The organism is Vreelandella sp. GE22 (genome assembly GCF_968212445.1).
Genome location: NZ_OZ309110.1, coordinates 1,526,658 through 1,552,470 on the forward strand (window position 1 = coordinate 1,526,658; position 25,813 = coordinate 1,552,470).

Sequence of the window (25,813 nt, forward strand, 5' to 3'; positions counted from 1 at the left end):
GCGCTTTAGTGCTTTAAATCAAAAAACCCCACCGAGGTGGGGTTTTTTCGTTCAAGAGAAGATGCGAACCTTTAGTGGTTGCGCGCAGGCAGGTCATGCGGGTCATTGAAATCGTTGTCGCGCGACTCGGTTTCGGACTCGGGATGATTGATCATCTGGCCGCCTTCGCTGTTCTTGATGCGCAGGTTTTCAACGGAGGCGTTACGGCTCTCTTCGGAGCGCTGCTCGCTCGAGGAGCTGGGCTTTTCAATGGTGTTTTGCTCGGCAGAGCCACGCTCGGCGAAGGCAGAACCAGAAGCGAGTGCAACGGCGATGGCAGCAAAAGTGGTTAATTTTTTCATGGTGGCGTACTCGTTTTGGTTTATATAAAGCTTTATTAGGCGATCGGTTCGCCGATCTTTCGTAAAACGTGACGTCATACTAAAGTCGAAAAAAGAAAATAAAAATTGAGAAAAATGCGCTAGACCATTCGATTAATTTAATTATAAACGCTATTTTCATACGCTTTGATTTATGGCTATAAAACTTTGGTTGTAAGAGATTGCGAAGGGGCGCCGACCATTTTTCGATTTGTACACCGCGATTTTTTTAGTTTCGTTAGCCCGTTAATAAATGGTTTTTACGAACGAACTGTCCTGCTTTTTTCAGCGGTAGTTTGAGGTTCAAAGCGCTATGCTCTTTGCCACTTAATCGAATCAAAAAAGATACTTAATCCTCTTTCGGTAAAAGCATGGCCCTTTGGGTCGCAAGAGCAGGGAAAAAGCATGTGGCGTAATACGCGAAGTGGCTGGGGGCTGATGAGCATCTCGTTTCACTGGTTGAGCGCGCTGACCATCGTGGGCCTTTTTGTACTAGGCTGGTGGATGACAGGGCTTGGCTACTATGACAGCTGGTATAACCAGGGGCCCTGGGTTCACCGCTCGATCGGTATTTTGCTGCTTTTCGTAACCGTGGCGCGTTTGATTTGGCGCGTTTGTCAGCCTACGCCAGACGGAGAGGGTAGCCGGTTCGAGCGTATGGCGGCCCACGCTGGGCATATAGGGCTTTATATGCTCTTGCTGCTGGTCATGCTGAGCGGCTATTTGATATCGACGGCGAACGGGCGTGGCGTCAGCGTATTTGGCTGGTTTGAAGTGCCCGCTTTTTTGGCCGGGTTACCCAATCAGGCAAGCCTTGCGGGGGATATCCACTGGTACAGCGCGGTAACGCTCATCGTCATCGGCGCTGGTCACGCCCTGGCCGCGCTCAAGCACCACTGGCTTGGCCGTCACAAAACGCTGGTGCGTATGCTCAATCCGGCCCATAGCCGTAAGCTAACGTAAGCCGGCGCCACCATTTTTCACACCCCGAAGCGGTTTAGCGCTTTGGGTTCTTCCAGGGAAAGCGAGGAGTTTATTCGATGTTTAAAAAGAGCCTTTTAGCAAGCGCCGTTGCCGCCGTAGCGTTGGTTCCGTTGAGCCAGGCCCAGGCCGCTGACTACACCATCGACACAGAAGGCCAGCACGCCTTCGTTCAGTTCAAGATCAGCCATCTGGGTATGTCCTACATTCTGGGCAGCTTCGAAGAGTTCTCCGGCGATTTCACCTATGACGAGGACGACCTGGACGCTTCTTCCATCGAGATGGAAGTTCAGATCGACAGCCTCAATACCAATCACGCCGAACGTGATCGTCACATTCTAAGTGAAGACTTCCTGAACGCGAGCGAGCATCCGACCGCTACGTTCACCTCTACCGGGTTCGAGTCCGAAGGTGATAACGAAGGCGTAATCACCGGCGACTTCACCCTCAACGGCGAAACCCACGAACTCGAAATGCCGGTAACGCTGATCGGCCAGGGCGAAGACCCCTGGGGCAACTACCGTGCCGGTTTCGAAGGCACCACCACCATCACGCTAAGCGATTACAACATCGACATGAGTGAATTTGGCGACGCCATGCAGGAGCTCGATCTGTACGTTGTATTCGAAGGTATCCGCCAGTAGTTTTGGTATGTTAAAAAGCGCCGCCACCCCAGCCGGGGTGGCGGCGCTTTTTCGTTAGCGGTCACTAAATTCATGTAAGGAGTCCCGACTTGGCAGTTTTAAGGCAGCGCACTTTGGCCATTACTCTCTGGCAGCAAACCTGGCCCATGGCGATCGGGGTACTCGCGCTACTCGGCTTTCAACTGGTGGACAGCGCCTTTATTGCCCGCTTGGGCACCGCGCCCTTGGCTGCTCAGTCGTTTACGTTTCCACTCTCTTTTTTGATCATTGGCGTACAGGTGGGAATGGGGATCGCCATCGCGGCGCTGGTCTCCCGGGCGCTAGGGGCCGGTGAAAACCTGCGCGCCAAGCGCCTGGCAAGCCTGGTGCTTCTGACCGGTGGCGGGGTGATCGGCGTGCTGGTCATCGCGCTGTGGTTTTTTCAGACCCCGGTGTTTTCGCTGCTCGGCGCCGATGACATCACGCTTGGCTATATACGCACCTACTGGGCGCCCCAGCTCTTCTCGGCCTGGTTAGCGGCGATTTTGTATTTTATTTATAGCCTGTTCCGCGCCCACGGCGATACCCGGCTGCCGGGGTCGGTCATGGTGCTGACCAGTGTGGTCAACCTGGCACTCGACCCCTTGCTGATCTTTGGGTTCGGCCCCTGGCAGGGGTTGGGGCTTCCGGGCGCCGCCTGGGCGAGCGTGGTCGCTTTCGGCGTGGGGCTTCTGGTCACTGGGCGCAAGCTGCTTGGCAACCAGTGGCTCGCTTTCGAAGGGTTCTACTCGGAAGCGCGGCGCTCCGGCCGCGGCTTTGCCGGTATTGCCGGACCGGCGATGGTCAGTCAGCTCATGCCGCCCCTGGCCGCCATGCTGGCTATTTCCGCCGTTGCCGGGCTTGGCGAGGTTCAGGTCGCCGCCTGGGGGCTTGCAAGCCGCCTGGAGACCGTGTCGCTGATGGTCATACTTGCCATGACCATGTCGCTGCCGCCCTGGCTTGGGCGCTGTTATGGCGCCGGTGACTGGGGCCAAATTCATCAGTTGATGCGCCTGGCGCTCAAGGTCGCGGTGGTGTGGCAGCTCGTGCTGGGCGGGGTGCTGGCCCTGGGCGCGCCTTGGGTGGCCGCGGTGCTGGCGGGCAGTGTCGAGGTGCGCGAGGCGCTGACGCTGTTGATTCGGTTCATGCTGCCAAGCTACGCGCTGCTTGGGGTGTGCATGCTGGTCGTCTCGGCGGGCAACGCGCTGGGCTGGCCGCTTCGTGCGATGCTCTTGTCCAGCGCCCGGCTTTTCTTGTTCTACCTGCCGTGCTTGTGGGTCGGGGCGCTGCTGTTTGGCTGGACCGGGCTTGCCGCCGGCGCGGCGATGGGCAACGTGCTTGCCGGCCTCGCCGCCTGGTACGTGCTGCGCCGTATTTTATCCCGCCCGCATCGCCAGGCGGGGGAGGCGGACACTGCTAGCGACGCGGCGCCTGTTGAAGCGCGAAGTACATGAACAGCAGCGCCATGGCGAGATAGCCCAAAACGAAATCCGGCGCGGCGTTCAAGGCAAGCTTTGGCGCGTGCATCAAACCGACGAAGGAAAACCCGGCGGCCACCAGCGCAAACACCGCCGCTTTGCGAAACCGGTGGTCGATGGCGCAGACCGTCATTGCGCCGAGTAAAATGGCCATAAACATCGCGCCCTGGCCCACCCCCACGATGGCGGGTGAGATACCACTGACCACGTCTTCGGCGCCGCGATTGAAGCGGGTCGAGACGTAGTTGGCGAAATAGGGCAGCATGGCAAGTGCCACCGCCGGGTAGTAGCGGGTGTCGTTGGCCTGAAAGGCGGTGGCGATCATCGAGATCCCCACGAACACCAGAATGGGGGCGACGACCGAGACGGGAATAATGGCCGCGAGTGCTGCGATTAGCCCAAGCATGGTCGCCAACGCGTACACGGCGCCGTTGGCGATGCTGTAGCCCCGGCCCGCACCCATCCACTTGGCGCCCACCGTGGCGATATACACCGTGGTCGGAAACACGCCGCCGAACAGCGCGCCGATCATCGTACCCGCGCCGTCCACCGCCTGGCACTCGCGTACATCGTACCTGTCGCCGGCGGCCTCCATCGCCTCGACGTTATTCATCGTTTCGATCGCGTTATAGAGCGTGATGGGCAGCACGACGGTCAACACCGCCAGCATGGTGCTGAACAAAAGGCCAAGCCCTTCCCACCAGGCGGTGTTGGGCAGCAGCGGGTAAAAGCCCAGGTGGGTAAAGGCATCGCTAAAGCGCTCGCCGCCGGCATCACCGATCAGGTAGGCCATCACCGTGCCCAGCACGATGGCGAACAGCGAGGTAGGCAGTTTGAACGGCATACTCACCCGTGCGATCAGCCCCACGATGGTAATGCCCATTACCAGCAGGCCGATTATTGGCATCTCGAGGGTTTTGAATAGCATCTCACCGGCGATGAAGGTCAGCGCCACGCCGGCCACCGCGCCCAGCATGGCCGCCCGCGGTAAGTGGTGCTGAACGAAACGGCCCACGAGGCTCACCAGCGCTTCGATCGCCCCGCTGATAAAGCAGGCCGCGACCGCCACTTTCCAGGCAAGTTCGGCGTCGCCGGTCAGTTGCTTTGCGGGCAGTAAAACGCCGAATAGAAAAACGAACATGACCGGCGTCGAGATGCCGTAGGAGAGAGCAGTGACGTCGCTGCGCTGCTCCTTGTGCGCCAGGCGCGCAGCACTCCAGGCATAGTAGAAATTACCCACCATGACCGCCACCGCCGCACCGGGCAGCACCTGGCCGTAGACGATCTCGGCGGGAAAGCCCATTCCCAGCATGGTGATCGCGATGATCACGAAGTTGGCGATATTGTTTTGAAAAAGCGCGAAAAACGCGTCGGTATCTGCTTTTTTATACCAGGGGTAGCGAAAGTTGGTGGCCGCCATGAAAAGCCTCGAGAGTGAATGCAGGCGCTCGAATGATGTCGGGCACTGCTTGACTAATCGGTCAGGTTTATACTGACTGAAACAAAAGCGCCCAGACAAAATGTCTGGGCGCTTGAGGGATACCGGTTTACTCGTTAACGGCGGCGATCGCCTTGGCGAGATAGGGCAGGTTCTCTTGGGAGAACCCGGCCACGTTGGCCCGGCCCGAACGCACCATGTAGATGCCGAACTCGTCGCGCAGGCGGTCTACCTGCTCCGGCGTCAGGCCCGTGTAGGAGAACATGCCGCGCTGCTCGGCAACGCAGGCGTACTTGTCGGAAAGCCCGTAGGGCTTGAGTGCCTCGACGAAATCGCGGCGTAGCGTATTGATACGATCGCGCATTTCGGTCAGCTCCTCGTGCCACATCGCCTTGAGCTCGGAATCGAGTAGAATTTCGCTGACGATGGCACCGCCGTGGGCCGGCGGGTTGGAGTAGTTCTCGCGGGCGACGATAGCGATCTGCGAGCGTACGTTCTCCATTTGCTCGGCGTTTTTCGCCACCATGATCAGCGCACCGGTGCGCTCGCAGTAGATGCCGAAGTTCTTCGAGCAGGAGCTGGTGATCATGACTTCGTCGAGGTTTTCCGCCAGCAAGCGAACCCCGTAGGCATCTTCTTCGAGGCCTTCACCAAAGCCCTGGTAGGCGAAGTCGACCAGCGGCAGCAAGTTGCGCTCCTTGAGTACCTCGAGGACTTCCTGCCACTGCGTCTCGGATAGATCGAAGCCGGTCGGGTTGTGACAGCAAGCGTGAAGCACCACGACGTCGCCTTCCGGGATCTTGTTCAGCGCCCCGATCATACCCTCGAAGTCCAGCCGGTTATCCGGGTCGACGTAGGGGTACTTGTGAAGCTCAATACCCGCCGAGGTGAATATGCCGTGGTGGTTCGGCCAGGTCGGGTCGCTTACCCAGATGCCCTTGCCCGGCATTTGGCTGGCGATGAAGTCCGCTGCCAGGCGCAGTGCGCCGGTGCCGCCAGGCGACTGGGTGACGCTTGCCCGGTTATTGCTCAGTACGTTCGAGCCTTCGCCGAGCACGATCGGCAGTACGGCCTTGCCGTAGTCCGGAGCGCCGTGAGAGCCGATGTAGGTCTTGGTGGTTTCGTTATTGAGCAGACGAGCCTCTGCTTCCTTGACGGCGCGCATGACCGGCGTCGTGCCATTGGCATCGCGGTAAACGCCCACGCCCAAATCCACTTTCTGTGGGTTGGTGTCTTTTTTGAAAGCTTCGATCAGTCCAAGAATGGCATCTCCCGGGACCCGCTCAATATGCTCGAACATTTAAGTGACTACCTCTTTAGCGATGACAAAAAACAGCAGCGCTTCATGATGCCATCGTGCTCGGTGAACTGCCACACCGCCAGCGCGGTAATCGCGAAAAGAGTGAGGTTTTAACGTGTTAGCGCTACTCACCTTGGCTATAAAAGGGTTGCAGGCCCAAGCGTACCCCTGGTGGGGTCGGTCGATCGTTGAAGGGCGATTGGCGGGAATTACTGGCGCGAGGCGGGCAAGTTAACTACTTTTTTGAATATAAACAAATTATTCAGGGACGTATTACATGGCAGACGATAACCAGCTGGACCACCAGGACCAGGCACCCGTGCGCAAGCTCAGCACCGGGGCACTTTTCAAGGACAATCGCGTTCGGGCCATTGCCGGTATCGCCGCCATCGCGGTGGTGTGGGCGATCATGGCACAGTCCAATGCCGGTACCCACCGCGACCGTATCGACACGCTCGAAAGTGAGCTTGCCGCCACCGAGCAGCAAAACCGCCGCCTGAGCCAGCGCGTCGACGAGATCGAGCAGGCCGAAACCGACCTGACCGCCATGCGTGAAGAAGCGCAGGCGCTTCAGCAGCGCCAAACCGAGGCTCAGGCCGAGCTCGAGGAAGCCGAGCAGCAGTTAAGCGAAACCCAATCGCGTCTCGAGGAGCTGCAAAACCAGCGCGATTCGGTGCAGGAAGAGGTCGATAGCCTCAACGAAGAGCTCGAAAACGCCGAGAGCAATATGCAGTCGCTGCGTGACGAACGCGACGCCGCCGTAGACGAGCGCGATGAAGCCCGGTCGACGATGGACCAGATCGAGCAGGCGCGGGAAAGTGCCGAAGAGGCGCGCCAGGAAGCCGAAAGCGCCCGCCAGGAAGCTGAAGAACAGCGTCAACAAGCCCTCGATGAACAGAACGAGGCGCAGCAAGAGCTCGAATCTCTGGAGTCTCAGGTTAGCGAAGCCAATGAGCGTATCGCCAGCCTCGAAGAGGAAATCGAAAGCGGCCAGCAAGAACTTGAGCAGCTCGAAAGCGATCGCGAAAGCGCCACCAGCGAGCGCGACGAGCTGCAGTCGGAAATCGATTCGCTCAGCGAGCAGCGTGAGCAGGAAGAGCAAAGCCTGAGCCAGGTACGCTCCGAAATGGACGATCTCATGGTCGCGTTGGATATGGGGCGCGAAGAGCTTGCAAGCGTAGAAGACGATATCGAAACCCGTGAAGAGCAGCTCGAGCGCTTGGAAAACCAGCTCGGCGAGTGGCGCAACGAGCTTTCCGCGCTGGATTCGCGTTTGGGTAACGTAGACGACGCCGCAGAAGATGAGGTACCTGACCTGGCGCCCGACGAAGGCGGTCAGCAAAGCCAAAACAGCCAAAACAGCCAGAACCAGCCGAACCAGAACGAGCAGCGCCAGAACGAACAGGGTCAGCAGGGTGCCTCCGGCCAGCAAGGCGGTGAAGAAAGCGAGGAGGCCGAACAGCAAGAGGACGAGCAGAGCGCTAGTCTGCAAAACAACTGATCGATGACGGCTTCGTAACAGCGGGTTCGTCCCGTCAGGTCATAGCGCTATAAAGCGGGTACGGCTAGCGGCCGTATCCGCTTTTTCTTGTTTCGAGTTTATGAACGCGGCCCCAGCGCGTATGATTTAGTCATCGAAACGCTATATGAAGGAGCGTCCAATGGAAGGCATCAAGCATATCGTCGCGGTAGCATCCGGTAAGGGCGGCGTGGGCAAATCGACCGTCACCGTCAACCTGGCGCTGGCGCTTTCCGCTCAGGGCTACCGCGTGGGCGTTCTCGACGCCGATATCTACGGCCCGAGCCAGGCCCAAATGCTCGGCGTCAAAGAGGGTACGCGCCCCGAGCCCGCGGGCGAAAACGCTTTCAAACCTTTGGAGGCCCATGGTCTCAAGGCGATGTCGATGGCCTTTTTGGTCAACAGCCGCGATGCCATGGCGTGGCGAGGCCCGATGGTCGTGGGTGCTTTCCAGCAGATGCTCAACCAGACCCAGTGGGGCGAGCTCGATTTTCTGCTAATCGACATGCCGCCGGGCACGGGTGACATACAGCTCACGCTTGCCCAGAAGGTACCGGTGTCCGGTGCGGTCATCGTGACGACCCCCCAGGATATCGCGCTGCTCGACGCGCGTAAGGGCATCGAGATGTTTCGTAAGGTCAACGTGCCGGTGGTGGGCGTGGTCGAAAACATGAGCCTTTACACGTGTGAAAAATGCGGCCACGAGGCGGCGGTGTTCGGTACCGGCGGCGGCGAACGTATTGCCAGCGAGTACAACACCGAGCTGCTCGGCCGTTTGCCGCTGACGCTTTCCATTCGCGAGCACGCAGATTCCGGCGCACCAAGCGTTGTCGCCGACCCCGAGAGCTCCGAAAGCCTGGCCTTTGCCGATATTGCCCGCCAGGTGGCGGGCACCGTCATGGGAACGCGTCAAAATGGCCCCACGATTTCCTTTAGTGAGTGATAAGCAAGAATGAGTATTCAGTCTGATAAGTGGATCCGCCGCATGGCGCAAAACAACGCCATGATCGAGCCGTTCGAGCCCGGCCAGGTGCGTCATGTCAACGATCAAAAGGTCATCTCTTACGGCACGTCGAGCTACGGCTACGACGTGCGCTGCTCGAACGAGTTCAAGGTGTTCACCAATATTCATTCGGCGATCGTCGACCCCAAGGCGTTCGATGATAAAAGCTTCGTCGATGTGAAGGGCGATGTCTGCATCATTCCGCCGAACTCCTTCGCGCTTGCGCGCACCGTGGAGTACTTTCGTATCCCGCGTAACGTGCTGACGATTTGTCTGGGGAAATCCACCTATGCGCGTTGCGGTATCATCGTCAACGTGACGCCGCTCGAGCCGGAGTGGGAAGGCCACGTGACGCTGGAGTTTTCCAACACCACCAACCTTCCCGCCAAGATCTACGCCCACGAAGGCGTGGCGCAAATGCTCTTTCTAGGCGCCGACGAGGAGTGCGAAACCTCTTACAAGGATCGCGGCGGCAAGTACATGGGCCAGCGCGGGGTTACGCTCCCGCGGGCTTGAGCGGTTGGATCAAAAAAAGCGCGCCCTGGTGGCGCGCTTTTTCGTGGGCAGGCGTTAGCGCTAAACGTCCTCGTCCAGCTCTTCTGCCGCGTCGTCGTGGGAAAGACGCATGCCGTGAACCGGCAAAGTATGTCCGTCCATGGCGACCTTGTCGTCCTTGAACTGAAGCCGGCCTTGCAGGAACCACTGTACCGCGATGGGGTAGATCAAGTGCTCCCGGGCGTGCACTTTCTCTTTTAGGCTCTCTTCGCTTTCGTCTTGCTCGACACGGCACTCGGCCTGAAGCACGACCGGGCCGCCGTCGAGCTCCTCGGTGACGAAATGCACGCTGCAGCCGTGCTGGGTGACGCCGTCGGCCAGCGCCCGGGCGTGGGTGTTGAGCCCCTGGTAGGCGGGCAGCAGCGACGGATGGATGTTGAGCATCCTGCCCAGGTAGCGCTGTACGAAGCGCGGGGTCAGGATGCGCATAAAGCCCGCCAGCACGATCAGGTCAGGCTCGTGGCGCTCGATCACTTTGATCAGTGCGCCATCGTAGGCGTCGCGACTTTCGTACTCGCGGTGGGGCAGCGCGACCGCTTCGATTCCCGCTTCGTGGGCGCGCTTGAGCCCGTAAGCGCCGGGTTCGTTGGAGATCACCGCGGCGATCTCGCCGCCCAGCCGATCATGGCTCTGCGCTTCGATGAGTGCGGCCAGGTTGCTGCCGCTACCCGAAATCAGCACCACGATACGGCGCTGATCCACCGGTTCCGGCGTCATGTCGTTTAACGTATCACTTGCGTATTCGTCACTGCTCACTGCGGGGTTTCTCCCGAGGCCAGGTTTTCCAGCAACACCGCTTCGGCGTAGCGCTTGACGATATCGCCAATACGGTAAACGGTCTCACCCTGTTTCTGCAGGTAGGCCTGCGCTTCGTCGGCCTGGGCGCTGGGCACGACCACCACCATGCCGATACCGCAGTTCAGTACCCGGTGCATCTCGGCTTCGCTGACGTTGCCCTTGGCCTGCAGCCAGTTGAAGACGGCCGGGCGCTGCCAGGTGCTGACATCGACCCGCGCGGCCAGGTTATCAGGCAGGACGCGGGGAATGTTCTCGGACAAGCCGCCGCCGGTGATGTGCGAAAGCGCGTGAACGGCAAGGCCGGTATCGCGCAGCAGGGACAAAAGCGGCTTCACGTAGATGCGCGTAGGCGCCATCAGCGCATCGCCAAGCGGTGCGCCGTCGATGGTTTCATCCAACGAGGCGCCGCTGACGTCGAGGATTTTACGAATCAGCGAGTAGCCGTTGGAGTGCGGACCGGAAGAGGCCAGACCCAATAGCACGTCGCCCTCGCCAACCTTGCTGCCGTCGAGGATGTCGGCCTTTTCGGCCACGCCTACGCAAAAGCCTGCCAGGTCGTAGTCGCTGCCTTCGTACATACCGGGCATTTCCGCGGTTTCTCCGCCTACCAGCGCGCAGCCCGCCTGCTCGCAGCCAGCACCGATCCCGGTCACTACATCGGCGGCGATATCGACATCGAGCTTGCCGGTGGCGTAGTAGTCGAGAAACAGAAACGGTTCGGCCCCGGCCACGACCAAATCGTTGACGCACATGGCCACCAGGTCGATGCCGATGGTGTCGTGCTTACCAAGCTCCATTGCCAGCCTGAGCTTGGTGCCTACCCCGTCGGTACCGGTGACCAGCACCGGCTGGTGATAGCCCGCAGGAAGCTCGGCAAGCGCGCCGAAACCACCCAGCCCACCCATCACTTCCGGGCGCGTCGTGCGCTTGGCTACGTGCTTGATGCGTTCAACCAAGGCGTTACCGGCATCGATATCGACGCCGGCATCTTTATAGCTAAGTGAAGGGGAAGCCTGAGAAGGGGTCGTCTTGGTCATGACAGGTCCTTTAGAGCCTATAGCGGTACGGGATAGGATGGCGCGGGGCCGGTGCTGGCAAATAACCGGGCGGATTGTATCATTTGGTACCGCAGGCCGCATTGCCGTGTCGAGTTATGGGCCAAGACACGTTACCTTATTAAGTCAACATGGCCTTTACGGGCACGCGGCAACGACTTCGGAGGAAAAAATTCCATGCGCAACTCCTGGTGGGGCGCTCTTTGTTTGATACTGCTGGTGGGCCTGGTCTACCTGCTGGACTCCGTTTTGATGCCGTTCATCGCCGGGATGATCCTGGCATACCTGGTCGACCCTCTCGCCAACCGGCTTCAGGGCTGGGGGATGAAGCGCCCGCTAGCCGTGGCCAGCGTGTTCGTCGTACTGCTATTGATCCTTGCCGTGGCGCTTTTGATTTTGATACCGCTGATCGTCTCTCAGCTCAAACAGCTCGGCGAGGCGTTGCCGGGTATCTTTACCTGGGTGGAGAGCCGGCTGGCCCCGCAGGTGCTGGAATGGACCGGCTACGACGTGCGCGCCGAGCTTGGCAACCTGCAGGCAACGCTTGCCGACAACTGGCGCGACGCCGGCGGCTACCTGGCCCAGGCGCTGGGTCAGATCGGCCGCTCCGGGGCCGCCTTCATCACCTGGGTGACCTACGTGGCGCTGATTCCGGTCGTGACCTTCTACTTGCTGCTCGACTGGGACCGGTTGATCGCCAATATCGCCGACTTGGTACCGCGTCACTGGTTAAGCGATGCGACGCGCCTGGCGAAACGCTGCGACGAGGTTTTGTCCGCTTTTTTACGCGGCCAGCTTTTGGTCATGCTTTGTCTAGGAATCATGTACGCCGTGGGGCTGACGCTGATGGGGCTCAACTTTGGCCTTTTGATCGGCGTGGTATCGGGACTTGTCAGCATCGTGCCTTTTCTTGGGTTCATCGTAGGGATGGGCGTGGCGCTGGTGGTCGCGTTTTTCCAATTCGATACCTGGTGGGGCCTGGTGGGCGTTTTGGGGGTATTCAGCGTGGGCCAGGTGGCCGAAAGTATCGTCTTACAGCCCAAGCTTTTGGGCGATAAAATTGGTCTGCATCCGGTGGCGGTGATCTTTGCCGTGCTGGCCGGGGGCAGTCTTTTTGGGTTGACTGGCGTACTATTGGCGCTTCCAGCCGCGGCGGTCATCATGGTGCTTTTGCGCGAGGTGATCGAGCGCTACAAGAAAAGCGAGCTTTACAGTGACGTTGATGGCCCGCTTACCAGAAGGCCGCTTCACCAGCTCGACCATAAAAGGGATAGGGAGAATCCATGAGCAGAGTACCGGCTCAGCTGCCGTTAGGCGTCGGGCTGCGCGATGACGCCACGTTTAGCAACTACTTTGCCTCGAGTGCCAACGCCTCACTATTAACGTCGCTCACCCGCCAGCTGGAACCGGACGCCGAGCCGTTTCTCTACCTTTGGGGGGCGCCGGGCAGCGGGCGTAGCCACCTGCTGCAGGCCGCCTGCCACGCGGCCTCGGATAGCGACAAGCGCGCGCTTTACCTACCACTGGAGGATTTGGGGCACTTTCCACCGCTGATGCTCGAGGATATCGAGCGTCTGGATCTGGTGGCCATCGACGACCTGGAGTGTGTGGTTGGCCGAAAACGCTGGGAGGAGGCGCTGTTTCACGCGTTCAACCGACTGCGCGACGCGAACAAGGGGCTGATCATTGCCGCGAGCGCCCCGCCGCGCCAGCTCAACGTGGCCCTTTCCGATCTGGCCTCCCGGCTTAGCTTCGGCGTGACGTACCATTTGCCGCCGCTCGATGATGCCGACCGGCTCGAGGCATTGAAACTGCGCGCCAAGGCGCGGGGGCTCGAACTCCCCGACGACGTAGCCCGCTATATCCTGCATCGCGGCCCTCGCGAGCTTGGCGAGCTCTGCGCGGCGCTGGATACGCTGGACCAGGCATCGCTTTCTGCCAAACGCAAGCTGACCATCCCCTTCGTCAAATCGGCGCTGGGCTGGTAGCGCCTGCTTGGTCGAAAACGGCTTTGAGCCGTTTTGCTCCGCGGGCGGCGCGGCGTGCCTTGGCGCGTTCTCTTCTGTAAGTTTCTAGCTCTTTTGCAAACGTTGCGCCGAATGGAGGCGACCTGGCCCGGGTCGTCTTTGTCGCGTTCTGTCGGTATGCGCTGACATATTGCGCCCCACCTGGCGCCGCGTTTTAAGCGGACAAGCAGGGCTTTATATTGTCGCGAGCCGCTACAGTGACTAGGGTGAAGGGTAGCCGCGCTAAACGCGCGCACATGGGTTGAGCACAAAGGAGACATTGTATGGAAACACGTATCGAGCGCGATAGCATGGGCGAACTCGAGGTACCGGCGGGTGCACTTTACGGTGCCCAAACCCAGCGGGCGATCAATAACTTTCCGGTATCGCATACGCCTATGCCCACGGCGTTCGTGCACGCGGTCGCGCGCATCAAGCTCGCCGCCGCGCGCAGTAATCTTGAACTTGGCCTCTTGGATCAGGCGCGTGCCCAGGCGATCGAAAAAGCCGCGCAGGCGGTCATCGATGGTGAGCACGACGATCAGTTCCCGATCGATGTCTATCAGACCGGCTCGGGCACCTCGACCAATATGAACGTCAACGAAGTGCTGGCCACTCTTGCTTCAAGAGAAGGGGTCGAGGTAACCCCCAATGATCACGTGAACATGGGGCAGTCGAGCAACGACGTGATCCCCAGCGCCATTCACGTGGCCGCCGCCATTGCCGTGAAAGAGTCGCTGCGCCCGGCGTTGGTGACGCTTCGCGAGACCATCGACCAGCGCGCCGGTGAGCTAAAAGACGTGGTCAAAACCGGGCGTACCCACTTGATGGATGCCATGCCGCTGCGCATGGACCAGGAGTTGGGTGCCTGGTCAAGCCAGGTAGGGCAGGCGATCGAGCGTTTCGACAGCGCCATGGAGCGCCTGCAGAGACTCGCCCAGGGGGGCACTGCGGTCGGCACCGGCATCAACGCCCCGCAAGGCTTTGCCGAAAAAGTGGCCAACGACTTGAGCCGCCAAACCGGGCTTGCGTTTTCGCCCAACGACAGCTTCTTTGCCAGTCTCTCGGGCCAGGACGCCGCCGTGGAGCTTTCCGGCCAGCTCAAAGGGTTCGCGTGCGTGGTGATGAAGATCGCCAACGACCTGCGCTGGATGAACTCCGGGCCGCTGGCCGGGCTTGGCGAGATCGAGCTCGAGGCGCTTCAACCGGGCAGCTCGATCATGCCGGGCAAGGTGAATCCGGTGATCCCCGAGTCCGCCGCCCAGGCCGCGGCTCAGGTCATTGGCTTGGACACCGCGATTACCGTGGCCGGCCAAAGCGGCAACTTCCAGCTCAACGTCATGTTGCCGCTGGTGGCCTCGAACCTTTTAAACGCGATCACGCTGATGAGCAACACGGCCGAGCTGCTCGGCAAGCGGGCCATCGCAACCTTCAAGGTGCGCGAAGATCACCTCAAGGAGCCGCTGGCGCGTAATCCCATACTCGTGACGGCGCTGAACAGCACGATTGGCTATAACGCTGCCGCCCAGGTGGCCAAGAAGGCCTATCAGGCCGGTCGGCCGATCATTGACGTGGCCGAAGAGGAGACCGACCTGGACCGCGCCACCTTGGAGCGCCTGCTCGACCCCACCGTGCTGACCCAGGGGGGCGTGCCGGAGTAACCCATCGCAAGGCGGATCAGCGCTCCTGCTTTTCCGTCTTGCCCTCGACGATGGTCTCGTCGGCTTCTTCGCGTTCCTTTTCGCTTGCCTCTGGCGTTTCTTGCTCGTCTTTTTGCGAAGGGCGGTAGCAAAAGGTCGCCAGGATGGGGAAGTGATCCGAGCCAAAGGCTTCAAGGCGGCGCATGCCGACCAACGTAAAATGCTCGGTCACGAAGATATGATCCAATGGCCAGCGTAAAAAGGGGTAGCTTGCGTGGAAGGTGCTGAACATGCCGCGGCCCCGGCGCGGGTCGAGCATGCCGCCTACGCGGCAAAACCGGCGAGTGGTATGCGACCAGGCGACATCGTTGAGATCTCCCGCCACCAGGGTCGGTTCGGGTTTTTCATGGATTCGTTCACCCACCCATAAAAGCTCGGCGTCCCGCCAGAGCGATTTATCGCTTTCGCTGGGCGCCGGTGGGCGCGGGTGTACCGCGTAAAAGCGGATTTTTGCGCCATTTTTCAGCGTTACATAGGTATGGATCGACGGGATATCCTCCTGAATCAGCCTTTTGACCTCCGTGTCGGTCAGTTCCAGGCGTGAGTAGAGGTGCATGCCGTACAAGTTGTCCAGCGGGATCTTGACGCTATAGGGCCACTGCTCGTCCAGTGCGGTGTCGAGCTGCACCTGCCACCACTGGTCGGATTCCAGGGTCAGGACGATATCCGGTTGGTGCGCTTCGATCATTTGAAAGAGCTTGCGCGTATTGTGATTGGTCGTCAGCACGTTCGCGACCAACAGCGTAACGGTTTGCTCCTCCGGCGGGTCGTCGGCGGCGTTGACCTCCACGGGCCAGATTTTCGTCCAGGGCAGAATGTAGCCTACCTGAACGACTAAAGCGCTGAACGAAAAGATACCTGCCAGCGACCGCCACGGCCCTGTCTCGAGAAAAAAGTAGACCGCCAGCGCATTCAAAAAGGCAAGCAGGGCGATCTGGACGCGAGGGAATTCAAAGCTGCGAATGAACCACCAGCGAAGCGGTATATGAGGCATTAAAGTGGCTAGAACGAGCGCCACCGCCGTGCCAGCAAACAAGAACTCCAGCAAATCAACCCCCTTAACTCAGGATAAGAAACTATATGGGGTAAGCTTAGCTTTGTTGCGAAAGACGTGTCGATGTAAAAGAGAACTTTCTTTTCAACACCCTATGAAAATGTCGTGAGGTAAAAAACTGGTTGCAATTACGCTGTGAAGAAGTAGAATACGCACCGCACTGAAGGACCATAGCTCAGTTGGTTAGAGCGCCACGTTGACATCGTGGAGGTCGGCGGTTCAAATCCGCCTGGTCCTACCATTTTGCTTTAAAGTGCCTGCTTGAAGGACCATAGCTCAGTTGGTTAGAGCGCTACGTTGACATCGTAGAGGTCGGCGGTTCAAATCCGCCTGGTCCTACCAAATTTAAAAACGCCCCGGCCGAAAGGTCGGGGCGTTTTGCGTTGGGGCGCTTATGTGATCAAGGTTTAAACCGCCAGCGTTTGAGCCGTAAGCGTCGTCTTGCGAATAAAGGTCGCTACCAGCGCCTCGATGCCCGCCTGGTCTTCCTGGCTAAAGCGGTTAAGCTCGGGGCTGTCGATATCCAGAACGCCCCATACCGCGCCGTCGACCACGATGGGCACGACCAGCTCCGACTGGGAGGCAGCGTCACAGGCAATGTGATCGGCAACGGCGTGTACGTCGTCTACCCGTTGGGTGGTTTGGGTGCGCGCCGCTGCCCCGCAAACGCCTTTACTAAAGGGGATCGGGTTGCAGGCGGGGTTGCCCTGGAACGGCCCCAAATGCAGCACCTCGGGCTCGCGTTGAAGGTAAAAGCCGACCCAGTTGAGCGAACCCAGCGACTGCATGATGAACGCGCTGGTCTGGGCGCTGTTGGTCAGCCAATCGGAGGTGTCCAGCAGGGCGTCGAGCTGGCGGTTGAGTAGGGCGTAATCTACGTAAGCCATGTCATTTTCCTTATAAACGAGCAGGCCGGCCTTGCGGCCGGCCCTTGTGCATTCAAAGCACGCCAAACGAGGCGTTGGGTAGTTTGCCTTGGGGAGTTACTCGATCCAGCCCGGCACGGCGCCGCCCTGGAAGAGCTCTTCGGCTTTTTCGATGACTTCGTCGCGCTGGTAAGCGTCGACCATTTGACGAATCTCTTCGCGCTCTTCGTCGCCGCTACGCACCGCAATCAGGTTGACGTAAGGGGACTCGGCGCCTTCCCGAACCAGCGCATCCTCCAGGCTCAGGCCAGCCGGCTGGGCGAAGGTGTTGTTGATGAACGCCATGTCCACGTCCGGCAGTACGCGCGGCAGCTGCGCGGCTTCTATTTCGCGGAAGCGGAAGTTGCGCGGGTTTTCGGCGATATCGATCGGCGTGGCTTCGAGATTCTCCGGGTCATTGAGGGTAATCAACCCTTCATTGTGCATCAGAATCAGCGAACGGCCTTCGTTGGTCGGATCGTTGGGCAGGGCGATCTGCGCGCCGTCCGGCAGGTCAGCGATGCTGTCGAATTTTTCCGAATAGGCGCCGATCGGATAAACGAAGGTGTAGCCGGCAACCGTAAGGTCGTAGCCGCGATCATTGTTCATCGTTTCAAGATAGGGCGCGTGTTGATACGCGTTGGCGTCGAGGCTGCCGTCGGCAAGGGCGGCGTTAGGCGTCACGTAATCCGTGAACTCGATGATCTCGACGTCCAGGTTGTACTCATCCTTCGCGATGCGCGCGGCAACTTCCATCACCTCGGTTTCCGGGCCGGCCACGGTGCCCATCTTGATGCTGCGGGCTTCCTGGGCGTTGGCCACGTTAACGGCCAGGGTCAAAGCGGTCAGTCCGGTGAGTAGCTGTTTTTTCATGCGAGTTCTCCTGTAAGCGAATAGTGACGATATTAAAGCAATAAAAAATCCGCGCATAATTCTTTAAGGTTATATGGGCGATAGCGATTTTATTCAATGCCTGGCTACTTGCGATCGCTTTTGCGCACAAGGTAGTCGCCCAGGCTTTGAAAGCCTTGCACCATCACCACCAGAATCACCACCGTCGTCAGCATGATGGTCGGGTTGAAGCGGTTGTAACCGTAGCGAATGCCTAAATCCCCCAGGCCGCCACCGCCGACCGCACCGGCCATGGCCGAATAGCTGACCAGCGTGACCACGGTGATCGTAAGGCCGGTAATGATACCGCCCCGGGCCTCGGGGATCAGCACCTTGCAGATGATCTGCCAAGGGGTGGCGCCCATCGCCTGGGCGGACTCCACAAGACCTGGAGAGAGCTCGTTGAGCGCCCCTTCGATCAACCTGGCAACGAAAGGGATGGCGGCGATCGTCAGCGGTACCGAGGCGGCGTTGATGCCGATCGAGGTGCCGACCAGCATCCGTGTGAAGGGAATGATCGCCACCATCAAAATGATGAACGGAATCGAGCGGCCGACGTTGGTGACGAGGCTGAGCACGTGGTTGAGCACCGGCATGGCCAGAATCTGACGTGGGCGGGTTACGTAGAGAAGTACACCCAGCGGCAGGCCAAGCAGCGTCGAGATCGCCCCGGAGATGGCCACCATATAGAGCGTGTCCAGGGTTGCCTGCCAGATAAGATCAAACATCGCGCTGGACATAGCCAAGTACCTCTACCTGTAGTTGATGCGCTTGAAGATAGGTCATTGCCTTTTGGGTCTGCTCGGCGCTACCGAGCAGTTCGGCGATCATCAGCCCCAGGGTGCGCTCCTGAATGGACTCCACCTTGGCCTGCAAAATACTCACGTCGACGTCGCACTCTCGGGCAAGCCTTGAAATCAGCGGCGTCGAAACCGCGTCGCCGGAAAACGTCAGGCGCACCACCGGGTGGCTGTCGGGGCTTTGCACGTCGCTTAGCCGCGCGGTGAGCTCCTTGGGCGGGCTTAGCTGTAAGAAGTCGTTGAGAAACTCGCGGCCCAGGGTCGTGGTCGGGGCGGTAAAGAAGTCGCCTACGTCGGCGTCTTCGACCAGCTCGCCGCCGGAAATCAGGCTCACCCGGTGGCAAATCGACTTCACCACCTCCATCTCGTGGGTGATCAGCAAGATGGTGATGCCGAGCTTTTGGTTGATATCGCGCAGAAGTTCGAGAATCGAGCTGGTCGTCTGCGGGTCGAGGGCGGAGGTCGCTTCGTCACATAGCAGCACGTGGGGGTTGCTCGCCAGCGCCCGGGCGATCGCCACGCGCTGCTTCTGCCCGCCGGAGAGCTGGGCCGGGTACATCGTTGCCTTGTCCGCCAGGCCGACCATTTCCAGAAGCGGCGTCACGCGGGTTTTGATCCCGCGGCGCTTCTCACCCATCAGCTCCAAGGGTAGGGCGACGTTGTCGAAGACCGTGCGGGTGGTCAGCAAGTTGAAGTGTTGAAAGATCATGCCCATGCGGTGGCGGGCCCGATTGAGCTCGCCCCGGCTAAGGTGAGTGATGTCGCGGTTATCGACCAACACGCTACCTTCGCTGGGCCGCTCGAGCAGATTGACGCAACGGATGAGCGTTGACTTGCCCGCGCCGGACAGGCCGATCACGCCGTGAATGGCGCCCCGGGGAACGGTTAAATCGACATTTTTCAGGGCGTGGACCGCGCGGGGGCCGCTGCCGTAGGTTTTACTGACGTTTTTGAGTTCTATCATGGCGTCTGCCTTAACGTGAGGCCAAAAACGTGAGGTGCAGGGGGAGGGGCTTAAAATAAATAAGGCCACCCCTTGGGGTGGCCATCGACGCTGGACACACCCTTTTAGCTGCACTTCACCGCACTTGGCTGGTGGACGCCCGCAATCCGGGTATAAATCGGCGTCTAAACTATTAGCGGCGAGAGTCTAGAGAGGGCCTGTCAGCTTGTCAATTAAAGTGGCGCGAAAACGCCACCTGCGCCAAATCGAAAGGATTCGACGCACAAAGCGGCGTTTTAGAGCCCGTTAGGCGCTCGAAAAAACGACAGCCGTACTCGCCCTGGTCAATAAACCCTACTCGGCCCTTTAGCTTGAAGCGGGTTAAAGGCGATAATAGCGGTTTGCAACACGTTCAGGCCCGCAGGGCGTTAGGGGGAGTGATGTTTACAGGCATTGTGCAAGGCGTTGGCCGGGTTGTCGAAATCCGTGAGCTCGAAGCGTTTCAAACCCATGTAGTCGAGCTTTCGCCAGCGCTTTGCGAAGGGCTCGAGCTTGGTGCCTCGGTGTCGCATAACGGTGTGTGCTTGACCGTTACCGCCATCGACGGCCACCAGGTAAGCTTTGATCTCATGCGCGAGACGCTGCGGTTGACCAATCTTGGTGCAGTGAGCGTTGGCGATTGCGTCAATATAGAGCGCGCCGCGCGCTTTGGCGACGAGATCGGTGGCCACGCCATGTCCGGGCACATCATCGCCATGGCGGATGTGGTGGGTATCGACGAGGCGCCCAACAACCGGCGGCTGTGGTTTTCGCTGCCCAAAACCCTGGGGCGCTTCGTTTTCGAGAAGGGCTATGTCGGCGTCGACGGTATCAGTCTCACGGTGGGGGATGTGCGCCCGGCGGGCGAAAACATCGAGTTCAGCGTCAATCTGATTCCCGAAACGCTGCAGCGCACGGTATTGAAAGAGCGCCTGCCCGGCGCCCAGGTCAACATCGAAGTGGACCCGCAAACCCAGGTCATCGTGGAAACCGTCGAGCGGGTGCTGGCGGCGCGCGCTTGAGGCTTTGACCAGTTGGTTAAGTAGTGGCCTGAAAATTGCTGGAGAATCAGAGCGGGGAAGCCCGCACTCATCGGCTGCGCGCCGAAGCTCGCATCGCTTTCGGGCTTTCGGTAGACTGTGCGGCTTTTCTCGCATCACCGGGCGCAGGGAACAAAACGATATGAAAGGTTTGGACAACTACTTCAAGCTCACCGAGCAAAATACCAACGTCAAAACCGAGGTGATCGCGGGCATCACCACTTTTTTGACCATGGCGTACATCATCTTCGTCAACCCGAGCATTTTGTCGGAAGCGGGGATGGACTACGGCGCGGTGTTCGTGGCGACCTGCGTGGCGGCGGCCATTGGCTGTTTCGTCATGGGCCTTTGGGCCAACTATCCGATTGCTCAGGCGCCGGGTATGGGGCTCAACGCCTTCTTCACCTACGGTGTGGTGCTGGGCATGGGCTATACCTGGGAAGCTGCGCTCGGGGCGGTATTTCTTTCGGGTCTGACCTTTTTCCTGCTGAGTATTTTCAAGATCCGCGAATGGATCATCAACGCCATACCCCTTTCGCTGCGCTTGGGCATTGCCGCCGGTATCGGGCTTTTTCTGGCGATGATCGCGCTTAAAAACGCCGGTATCGTCGTTGCCAATCCGGCAACGCTCGTCGCGATGGGCGATCTCTCCGAGCCTTCGGCCATTTACGCGCTGCTCGGCTTTTTCGTGATTACCGCGCTTGCCTACTTAAATGTTACCGGGGCGGTACTGATCGGTATTCTGGGCGTGACCGTTGCGGCCATGCTCCTGGGGCATAACGAGTACGGCGGACTGATGTCGATGCCGCCGTCCATCGCGCCGACCTTCATGGCGATGGATTTGGCCGGCGCTTTCGACGTGGCGATGCTCAGCGTCATCTTTGCCTTTTTGTTCGTGGACTTGTTCGACACCTCCGGCACGCTGGTGGGCGTTGCCCATCGCGGTAAGCTTCTGGATAAAGACGGCAAGCTTCCGCGCATTGGCCGCGCCATGATGGCTGATAGCACGGCTTCCATGTCCGGTGCGGTATTGGGTACCTCGACCACCACCAGCTATATCGAATCCACCGCGGGTATTGCTTCCGGCGGGCGCACGGGGTTGACCGCCGTGGTTGTGGGTGTGATGTTCTTGATCAGCCTGTTCTTCGCCCCGCTGGCGGGCTCGATCCCGGCCTACGCCACCGCTGGCGCGCTTTTGTACGTGGCGGTGCTGATGGCGGGTAGCCTGGCCCATGCCAACTGGGAAGATCCCACCGACGCCGCGCCGGTCCTGATCGCCGCGATTGCCATGCCGCTGACGTTCTCGATTGCCGACGGCATCGCGCTGGGCTTTATGAGCTTTGTCGGTATCAAGACGCTGTCCGGGCGCTTCAAGGACCTCAATCCGGCGGTGATCGTTCTGGCACTGCTGTTTGCGGTGAAATTCGTATTTTTCGGCTAGGCGTTGGCCCGGCTTTGTATTAACCAATGAGAGACGCGATGAGCATTTACGGCGACTACATCAAGTCCGTTATTCGCACGGTTCCCGACTGGCCCGAGCAGGGTGTCAATTTTCGTGACATCACGCCTTTGCTACAAAACAGCTCAGCCTTTCGTAAACTGATCGATAGCTTCGTACACCGCTATCAGGACATGAATCTGGATGCCATTGCGGCGATCGACGCGCGCGGTTTCATCATCGGCGCACCGCTGGCTTATGAGCTTGGTTGCAGCTTCGTACCGGTGCGTAAAAAGGGCAAGCTTCCGTTCAAGACGATTAGCGAAACCTACACCCTCGAATACGGCGCCGCGGAAGTGGAGCTTCACTCCGACGCGTTCGAAAAGGACGACCGGATTTTGCTGATGGACGACTTGATCGCGACCGGTGGCACGATGCTGGCCGCCGCCAACCTGATCCAGCGCTGTGGTGGTCAGGTAGTCGAGACCTCGACGATCGTCGATCTGCCCGAACTCGGCGGCTCTCAAAAGATTCGCGACGCTGGCTTTGGCGTGTTCGCGGTGTGTTCATTTAACGAAGACGAGTAATGCCTCTCATGAGCAGCGAACGCTACCACCAGCACTTCACGGTTTCCTGGGACCAGATCCATCGCGACGTTCGGGCCCTTTGCCACCAACTGATCGAGCGCGATTTCAAGGGTATCGTAGCGATCACCCGGGGCGGGTTGATTCCTGCCGCGCTGATCGCGCGCGAGCTCAATATCCGTCTGATCGACACGGTCTGTATCAAAAGCTACGATCATATGGACCAGGGCGGGCTCGATATCATGAAGGGCGTGGACCACGACGGCGAGGGCTGGCTTTTAGTGGACGACCTGGTCGATACCGGTAAAACCGCCCGGGCCGTGCGTGAAATGCTGCCCAATGCCCACTTCGTCACCATTTACGCCAAGCCCGACGGCCGCCCGTTGGTCGATCAGTACCTCACGGAAGTGGGCCAGAACTGCTGGATCCAGTTTCCCTGGGACATGGGCATCGCCTATGTCGAACCGCTCGCCGATCAATTGAAGAAGTAACATGACCGACCCTCTACCCAAGGACTGGAGCCATTGGCTCGGCCAGGAGTTCCAAGCGGATTACATGGCCGCGCTAAAAGCGTTTCTGGCCGATGAGAAAGCGGCTAAAAAGGTCATCTATCCGCACTCGTCCAACTGGTTTCGCGCCTTCGAGCTCACGCCTTTGGAAGAGGTAAAAGTCGTCATTCTGGGCCAGGATCCTTACCATGGCCCCCACCAGGCCCACGGGCTCTGTTTTTCGGTCAAGCCCGAGGTTCAGGTGCCGCCGTCACTGCTCAATATCTACAAAGAGCTTGAAAGCGATGTGGGCTTCACGCGGGTAAACCACGGCTTTTTGGAACCCTGGGCGAAGCAGGGGGTGCTGCTTTTGAACACCGCCCTGACGGTCGAGAAGGGCAACGCGGCCTCCCACCGGGGCAAGGGGTGGGAGAATTTTACCGATGCGGCGATCAAAACGGTCAGCGAACACGCCGGGCCCTGCGTTTTTCTACTGTGGGGCAGTCACGCCCGCCAGAAGAAAGCGCTGATCGATCGAACGCGTCATTTGATTTTGGAATCGCCGCACCCGTCGCCGCTTTCCGCGCACCGCGGCTTTCTGGGTAATCGTCACTTCTCCCAGGCGAACCAGTTTCTGGCCGAGCAGGGGCGCCCGGTAATCGAATGGCAATTACCCGCTACCCCTTAACCTTGGGGGCGGTTGGGGGTAGAATGGCGCGCAATTTTGCGCTAGCCGAGCGCTTTTAACCCTGCAGTGAGGTAGTTTCATGAGTGTCCACGCCATTGATCATCCGCTTGTTCAGCATAAATTGGGGCTCATGCGGGAAGGCGGTTTGAGCACCAAGAGCTTTCGCGAGCTGGCAGGCGAAGTCGCCAAGCTACTGACCTACGAGGCCACCAAGGATCTCGAGGTCGAAGACCATCAGATCGAAGGGTGGAACGGCGAAGCCATCGCGACGCGGCGTTTGAAAGGCAAGAAGGTGACCGTCGTGCCGATTCTGCGCGCAGGCCTTGGCATGCTCGAAGGGGTCACCGACCTGATTCCCAGCGCCCGGGTCAGCGTCGTCGGACTTTACCGCGATGAAGAGACGCTTCAGCCGGTACCGTACTTTGCCAAGTTCGCCAACGACATCGAAGAGCGTATGGCGATCGTGATCGACCCGATGCTCGCGACCGGTGGCTCGATGGTGGCAACGCTGGATATGCTACGCGAGCGGGGCTGCGACAGCATGAAAGTGATCGTGCTGGTTGCAGCCCCCGAAGGCATCGAGCGCGTACAGAAGGACTACCCGGATATCGAGATCTACACCGCCTCCGTCGATGAGCGCCTCGACGAAAACGGCTATATCGTGCCGGGCCTTGGCGATGCCGGCGACAAAATATTCGGCACGCGCTAAGCGCGCTGCCTTGAAATGCCCCTTACGCTTTGCGTCGGGGGCATTTTTTTGGGCGTGACAAACGCCCCGGTACCCATCCCCCTGACAAGCCTGCCCTGATGGGCGACAAAATGAACGTTAAGGACGCTGCATGAGCACTGAATCATCGCCAGATGGCTGGCCCAAGACGCTGTTGACCGGGGCGCAAATGTTGTTCGTCGCCTTTGGCGCGTTGGTGCTGGTACCGCTATTGACCGGGCTCGACCCAAGCGTTGCGCTGTTTACCGCCGGCGTCGGCACGCTGGTCTTTCACAGCGTGACCAAACAGAGTGTGCCGGTTTTTTTGGCCTCCTCATTTGCGTTTATCGCGCCTATTCAAGGCTCGATTGCAAGCTTTGGCGTCTCTGCCACGCTTGGCGGGCTGATGGCCGCCGGTATCGTTTATACCGTTATCTCTCAGGTGGTGCGTATTAAAGGCACGGGCTGGTTGAATCGGCTGTTACCGCCGGTTGTGGTAGGGCCGGTCATCATGGTGATTGGTTTGGCGCTGGCGCCGGTGGCGGTGAGTATGGCGACCGGGGAAACCAGCGATAACATCGGCTATGGTCAGGCGATCTTTCTCTCCATGGCGAGCCTGGCGGTCACGCTGGTGCTGGCGGTGTTCGGCCGCGGGCTTTTGCGCCTGGTGCCGATCATGGGTGGGGTCGCTACCGGCTACGCGCTCTCGCTGGTCATGGGGGTGGTGGACTTCACTCCCATTCACCAGGCGCGCTGGCTTTCGGTGCCGGCCTTTACCGCGCCGAGCTTTCACTGGGCGGCGATACTGTTCATGATCCCCGTGGCCATCGCCCCGGCGGTCGAGCATATTGGTGACATGGTGGCGATCGGCTCGGTCACCCGGGAAAACTATCTGGAAAAGCCCGGGCTTCACCGTACGCTGTTGGGCGACGGCCTGGCGACCTGCGTGGCGGCGCTGTTTGGCGGGCCACCCAACACCACCTATTCTGAAGTGACCGGCGCGGTCACGCTGACCCGGGCGTTCAATCCGGTGTACATGATCGTGGCGGCGGTGCTGGCCATTTTGCTGGCCTTCATCAGCAAATTGGGCGCGCTTTTGCAGACCATTCCCGGTCCGGTCATGGGGGGCATCATGACATTGCTGTTCGGCTCGATTGCGGTGGTGGGCATGAATACGCTGGTGCGTGCGGGGCAGTCGCTCACCGCGCCGCGCAACCTGGTGGTCGTCTCGCTTATTCTGGTCTTCGGGATTGGCGGTATGCAGTTCGGCGGCGGGCAGTTTACCCTACAGGGCGTTAGTTTGGCCGCGCTTGTCGGTATTGCGCTGAACGCGCTGCTGCCACCGGAAAAAGAGCTTGCATGAGGTTGGGTCAAAGGAGATCT

General features: G+C 59.5%; 26 protein-coding genes and 2 tRNA genes. 18 read left to right on the forward strand and 10 right to left on the reverse strand.

Annotated elements, in window-relative coordinates; all coding sequences use genetic code 11:
* Positions 1-71: 71 nt before the first annotated feature.
* Positions 72-341 carry a hypothetical protein gene (locus tag ACWHRL_RS07230; protein ID WP_447895828.1) on the reverse strand — a complete coding sequence of 90 codons (270 nt, stop codon included), beginning with the start codon at positions 339-341 and terminating at the stop codon, positions 72-74.
* Positions 342-764: 423 nt separating this feature from the next.
* Between ACWHRL_RS07230 and ACWHRL_RS07235 the strand changes: the two genes are divergently transcribed.
* The 3 genes from ACWHRL_RS07235 to ACWHRL_RS07245 all read left to right on the forward strand — a co-directional run bounded on the left by ACWHRL_RS07235 (position 765) and on the right by ACWHRL_RS07245 (position 3,456).
* The gene (locus ACWHRL_RS07235; RefSeq protein ID WP_447895829.1) at positions 765-1,322 is read left to right on the forward strand and encodes a cytochrome b; all 558 of its coding nucleotides are present in this window, start codon (positions 765-767) and stop codon (positions 1,320-1,322) included.
* Between the two features lie 77 nt (positions 1,323-1,399).
* Positions 1,400-1,984 (forward strand): YceI family protein, encoded by a 585-nt coding sequence (locus ACWHRL_RS07240; protein WP_447528563.1) that lies wholly within the window; start codon positions 1,400-1,402, stop codon positions 1,982-1,984.
* Between the two features lie 146 nt (positions 1,985-2,130).
* Positions 2,131-3,456, forward strand: a complete 1,326-nt coding sequence (locus tag ACWHRL_RS07245) for an MATE family efflux transporter (protein ID WP_447896155.1) — start codon at positions 2,131-2,133, stop codon at positions 3,454-3,456.
* Here ACWHRL_RS07245 and ACWHRL_RS07250 read toward each other — a convergent pair.
* Complete coding sequence (locus ACWHRL_RS07250) at positions 3,419-4,900, reverse strand: NCS2 family permease (protein WP_447895830.1); 1,482 nt, start codon at positions 4,898-4,900, stop codon at positions 3,419-3,421. The genes ACWHRL_RS07245 and ACWHRL_RS07250 overlap by 38 nt on opposite strands.
* A 127-nt stretch (positions 4,901-5,027) precedes the next feature.
* A complete protein-coding gene (locus ACWHRL_RS07255) occupies positions 5,028-6,218 on the reverse strand; it encodes an amino acid aminotransferase (protein ID WP_447895831.1) in 1,191 nt (396 codons plus the stop codon).
* A 277-nt stretch (positions 6,219-6,495) separates the two neighbouring features.
* Here ACWHRL_RS07255 and ACWHRL_RS07260 point away from each other — a divergent pair, with 277 nt between their 5' ends.
* The 3 genes from ACWHRL_RS07260 (at position 6,496) to dcd (ending at position 9,256) form a co-directional block, all read left to right on the forward strand.
* On the forward strand, positions 6,496-7,719 hold the full coding sequence (locus ACWHRL_RS07260) for a kinesin (RefSeq protein WP_447895832.1): 1,224 nt from the start codon (positions 6,496-6,498) through the stop codon (positions 7,717-7,719).
* Positions 7,720-7,864: 145 nt separating this feature from the next.
* Positions 7,865-8,680 carry an iron-sulfur cluster carrier protein ApbC gene (apbC, locus tag ACWHRL_RS07265; RefSeq protein WP_447895833.1) on the forward strand — a complete coding sequence of 272 codons (816 nt, stop codon included), beginning with the start codon at positions 7,865-7,867 and terminating at the stop codon, positions 8,678-8,680.
* Positions 8,681-8,689: 9 nt separating this feature from the next.
* On the forward strand, positions 8,690-9,256 hold the full coding sequence (gene dcd, locus ACWHRL_RS07270) for a dCTP deaminase (protein WP_447895834.1): 567 nt from the start codon (positions 8,690-8,692) through the stop codon (positions 9,254-9,256).
* A 60-nt stretch (positions 9,257-9,316) separates the two neighbouring features.
* Here dcd and purN read toward each other — a convergent pair whose 3' ends face one another.
* Both purN and purM read right to left on the reverse strand, forming a co-directional pair.
* Positions 9,317-10,012, reverse strand: coding sequence for a phosphoribosylglycinamide formyltransferase (gene purN, locus ACWHRL_RS07275; protein WP_447530509.1), 696 nt, complete (start codon positions 10,010-10,012; stop codon positions 9,317-9,319).
* Positions 10,013-10,047: 35 nt separating this feature from the next.
* A complete protein-coding gene (gene purM, locus ACWHRL_RS07280; RefSeq protein WP_447895835.1) occupies positions 10,048-11,130 on the reverse strand; it encodes a phosphoribosylformylglycinamidine cyclo-ligase in 1,083 nt (360 codons plus the stop codon).
* Positions 11,131-11,325: 195 nt separating this feature from the next.
* On the opposite strand from purM, the gene ACWHRL_RS07285 reads away from it, so the two are divergent.
* From ACWHRL_RS07285 to ACWHRL_RS07295, 3 genes are all read left to right on the forward strand, one after another.
* Positions 11,326-12,435 (forward strand): AI-2E family transporter, encoded by a 1,110-nt coding sequence (locus ACWHRL_RS07285; RefSeq protein WP_447895836.1) that lies wholly within the window; start codon positions 11,326-11,328, stop codon positions 12,433-12,435.
* Positions 12,432-13,136, forward strand: coding sequence for a DnaA regulatory inactivator Hda (gene hda, locus ACWHRL_RS07290; protein WP_447895837.1), 705 nt, complete (start codon positions 12,432-12,434; stop codon positions 13,134-13,136). Before ACWHRL_RS07285 ends, hda begins: the two co-directional genes overlap by 4 nt.
* A 302-nt stretch (positions 13,137-13,438) precedes the next feature.
* Complete coding sequence (locus ACWHRL_RS07295) at positions 13,439-14,815, forward strand: class II fumarate hydratase (RefSeq protein ID WP_447528572.1); 1,377 nt, start codon at positions 13,439-13,441, stop codon at positions 14,813-14,815.
* A gap of 16 nt (positions 14,816-14,831) precedes the next feature.
* Here ACWHRL_RS07295 and ACWHRL_RS07300 read toward each other — a convergent pair whose 3' ends face one another.
* Complete coding sequence (locus ACWHRL_RS07300; protein ID WP_447895838.1) at positions 14,832-15,902, reverse strand: endonuclease/exonuclease/phosphatase family protein; 1,071 nt, start codon at positions 15,900-15,902, stop codon at positions 14,832-14,834.
* 170 nt (positions 15,903-16,072) lie between these two features.
* Between ACWHRL_RS07300 and ACWHRL_RS07305 the strand changes: the two genes are divergently transcribed.
* A tRNA-Val gene (locus ACWHRL_RS07305) sits at positions 16,073-16,149 on the forward strand.
* A gap of 24 nt (positions 16,150-16,173) precedes the next feature.
* Positions 16,174-16,250, forward strand: a tRNA-Val gene (locus tag ACWHRL_RS07310).
* Between the two features lie 65 nt (positions 16,251-16,315).
* Here the strand turns inward: ACWHRL_RS07310 and ACWHRL_RS07315 are convergent.
* The 4 genes from ACWHRL_RS07315 to ACWHRL_RS07330 all read right to left on the reverse strand — a co-directional run bounded on the left by ACWHRL_RS07315 (position 16,316) and on the right by ACWHRL_RS07330 (position 19,468).
* Positions 16,316-16,795 carry a GAF domain-containing protein gene (locus tag ACWHRL_RS07315; protein WP_447528574.1) on the reverse strand — a complete coding sequence of 160 codons (480 nt, stop codon included), beginning with the start codon at positions 16,793-16,795 and terminating at the stop codon, positions 16,316-16,318.
* 96 nt (positions 16,796-16,891) lie between these two features.
* Positions 16,892-17,686, reverse strand: coding sequence for a MetQ/NlpA family ABC transporter substrate-binding protein (locus ACWHRL_RS07320; protein WP_447528575.1), 795 nt, complete (start codon positions 17,684-17,686; stop codon positions 16,892-16,894).
* A 104-nt stretch (positions 17,687-17,790) separates the two neighbouring features.
* Positions 17,791-18,444 (reverse strand): methionine ABC transporter permease, encoded by a 654-nt coding sequence (locus ACWHRL_RS07325; RefSeq protein WP_447895839.1) that lies wholly within the window; start codon positions 18,442-18,444, stop codon positions 17,791-17,793.
* Positions 18,425-19,468 (reverse strand): methionine ABC transporter ATP-binding protein, encoded by a 1,044-nt coding sequence (locus tag ACWHRL_RS07330; RefSeq protein WP_447895840.1) that lies wholly within the window; start codon positions 19,466-19,468, stop codon positions 18,425-18,427. The genes ACWHRL_RS07325 and ACWHRL_RS07330 overlap by 20 nt, the downstream gene beginning before the upstream one ends.
* A gap of 419 nt (positions 19,469-19,887) precedes the next feature.
* Here ACWHRL_RS07330 and ACWHRL_RS07335 point away from each other — a divergent pair, with 419 nt between their 5' ends.
* The 7 genes from ACWHRL_RS07335 (at position 19,888) to ACWHRL_RS07365 (ending at position 25,793) form a co-directional block, all read left to right on the forward strand.
* Positions 19,888-20,508: a riboflavin synthase subunit alpha gene (locus ACWHRL_RS07335; protein WP_447528578.1), complete on the forward strand. Its 621-nt coding sequence runs from the start codon at positions 19,888-19,890 to the stop codon at positions 20,506-20,508.
* A gap of 160 nt (positions 20,509-20,668) precedes the next feature.
* On the forward strand, positions 20,669-21,967 hold the full coding sequence (locus ACWHRL_RS07340) for an NCS2 family permease (RefSeq protein ID WP_447895841.1): 1,299 nt from the start codon (positions 20,669-20,671) through the stop codon (positions 21,965-21,967).
* Positions 21,968-22,005: 38 nt separating this feature from the next.
* Positions 22,006-22,551: an adenine phosphoribosyltransferase gene (locus ACWHRL_RS07345; protein ID WP_447528580.1), complete on the forward strand. Its 546-nt coding sequence runs from the start codon at positions 22,006-22,008 to the stop codon at positions 22,549-22,551.
* A gap of 8 nt (positions 22,552-22,559) precedes the next feature.
* The gene (gene gpt / locus ACWHRL_RS07350; RefSeq protein WP_447528581.1) at positions 22,560-23,039 is read left to right on the forward strand and encodes a xanthine phosphoribosyltransferase; all 480 of its coding nucleotides are present in this window, start codon (positions 22,560-22,562) and stop codon (positions 23,037-23,039) included.
* 1 nt (position 23,040) lies between these two features.
* Positions 23,041-23,724 (forward strand): uracil-DNA glycosylase, encoded by a 684-nt coding sequence (ung, locus tag ACWHRL_RS07355; RefSeq protein ID WP_447895843.1) that lies wholly within the window; start codon positions 23,041-23,043, stop codon positions 23,722-23,724.
* A gap of 79 nt (positions 23,725-23,803) precedes the next feature.
* Positions 23,804-24,433, forward strand: a complete 630-nt coding sequence (gene upp, locus ACWHRL_RS07360) for a uracil phosphoribosyltransferase (RefSeq protein WP_447528583.1) — start codon at positions 23,804-23,806, stop codon at positions 24,431-24,433.
* Between the two features lie 130 nt (positions 24,434-24,563).
* Positions 24,564-25,793 (forward strand): uracil-xanthine permease family protein, encoded by a 1,230-nt coding sequence (locus ACWHRL_RS07365; RefSeq protein WP_447895844.1) that lies wholly within the window; start codon positions 24,564-24,566, stop codon positions 25,791-25,793.
* Positions 25,794-25,813 lie beyond the last annotated feature (20 nt).

Bases quoted from the DNA above. Each gene is read 5' to 3' on its own strand.
- ACWHRL_RS07230 (WP_447895828.1), bottom strand. From the start codon at position 341: ATGAAAAAATTAACCACTTTTGCTGCCATCGCCGTTGCACTCGCTTCT.
- ACWHRL_RS07235 (WP_447895829.1), top strand. From the start codon at position 765: ATGTGGCGTAATACGCGAAGTGGCTGGGGGCTGATGAGCATCTCGTTT.
- ACWHRL_RS07240 (WP_447528563.1), top strand. From the start codon at position 1,400: ATGTTTAAAAAGAGCCTTTTAGCAAGCGCCGTTGCCGCCGTAGCGTTG.
- ACWHRL_RS07245 (WP_447896155.1), top strand. From the start codon at position 2,131: ATGGCGATCGGGGTACTCGCGCTACTCGGCTTTCAACTGGTGGACAGC.
- ACWHRL_RS07250 (WP_447895830.1), bottom strand. From the start codon at position 4,900: ATGGCGGCCACCAACTTTCGCTACCCCTGGTATAAAAAAGCAGATACC.
- ACWHRL_RS07255 (WP_447895831.1), bottom strand. From the start codon at position 6,218: ATGTTCGAGCATATTGAGCGGGTCCCGGGAGATGCCATTCTTGGACTG.
- ACWHRL_RS07260 (WP_447895832.1), top strand. From the start codon at position 6,496: ATGGCAGACGATAACCAGCTGGACCACCAGGACCAGGCACCCGTGCGC.
- apbC (WP_447895833.1), top strand. From the start codon at position 7,865: ATGAAGGAGCGTCCAATGGAAGGCATCAAGCATATCGTCGCGGTAGCA.
- dcd (WP_447895834.1), top strand. From the start codon at position 8,690: ATGAGTATTCAGTCTGATAAGTGGATCCGCCGCATGGCGCAAAACAAC.
- purN (WP_447530509.1), bottom strand. From the start codon at position 10,012: ATGACGCCGGAACCGGTGGATCAGCGCCGTATCGTGGTGCTGATTTCG.
- purM (WP_447895835.1), bottom strand. From the start codon at position 11,130: ATGACCAAGACGACCCCTTCTCAGGCTTCCCCTTCACTTAGCTATAAA.
- ACWHRL_RS07285 (WP_447895836.1), top strand. From the start codon at position 11,326: ATGCGCAACTCCTGGTGGGGCGCTCTTTGTTTGATACTGCTGGTGGGC.
- hda (WP_447895837.1), top strand. From the start codon at position 12,432: ATGAGCAGAGTACCGGCTCAGCTGCCGTTAGGCGTCGGGCTGCGCGAT.
- ACWHRL_RS07295 (WP_447528572.1), top strand. From the start codon at position 13,439: ATGGAAACACGTATCGAGCGCGATAGCATGGGCGAACTCGAGGTACCG.
- ACWHRL_RS07315 (WP_447528574.1), bottom strand. From the start codon at position 16,795: ATGGCTTACGTAGATTACGCCCTACTCAACCGCCAGCTCGACGCCCTG.
- ACWHRL_RS07320 (WP_447528575.1), bottom strand. From the start codon at position 17,686: ATGAAAAAACAGCTACTCACCGGACTGACCGCTTTGACCCTGGCCGTT.
- ACWHRL_RS07325 (WP_447895839.1), bottom strand. From the start codon at position 18,444: ATGTCCAGCGCGATGTTTGATCTTATCTGGCAGGCAACCCTGGACACG.
- ACWHRL_RS07330 (WP_447895840.1), bottom strand. From the start codon at position 19,468: ATGATAGAACTCAAAAACGTCAGTAAAACCTACGGCAGCGGCCCCCGC.
- ACWHRL_RS07335 (WP_447528578.1), top strand. From the start codon at position 19,888: ATGTTTACAGGCATTGTGCAAGGCGTTGGCCGGGTTGTCGAAATCCGT.
- ACWHRL_RS07340 (WP_447895841.1), top strand. From the start codon at position 20,669: ATGAAAGGTTTGGACAACTACTTCAAGCTCACCGAGCAAAATACCAAC.
- ACWHRL_RS07345 (WP_447528580.1), top strand. From the start codon at position 22,006: ATGAGCATTTACGGCGACTACATCAAGTCCGTTATTCGCACGGTTCCC.
- gpt (WP_447528581.1), top strand. From the start codon at position 22,560: ATGAGCAGCGAACGCTACCACCAGCACTTCACGGTTTCCTGGGACCAG.
- ung (WP_447895843.1), top strand. From the start codon at position 23,041: ATGACCGACCCTCTACCCAAGGACTGGAGCCATTGGCTCGGCCAGGAG.
- upp (WP_447528583.1), top strand. From the start codon at position 23,804: ATGAGTGTCCACGCCATTGATCATCCGCTTGTTCAGCATAAATTGGGG.
- ACWHRL_RS07365 (WP_447895844.1), top strand. From the start codon at position 24,564: ATGAGCACTGAATCATCGCCAGATGGCTGGCCCAAGACGCTGTTGACC.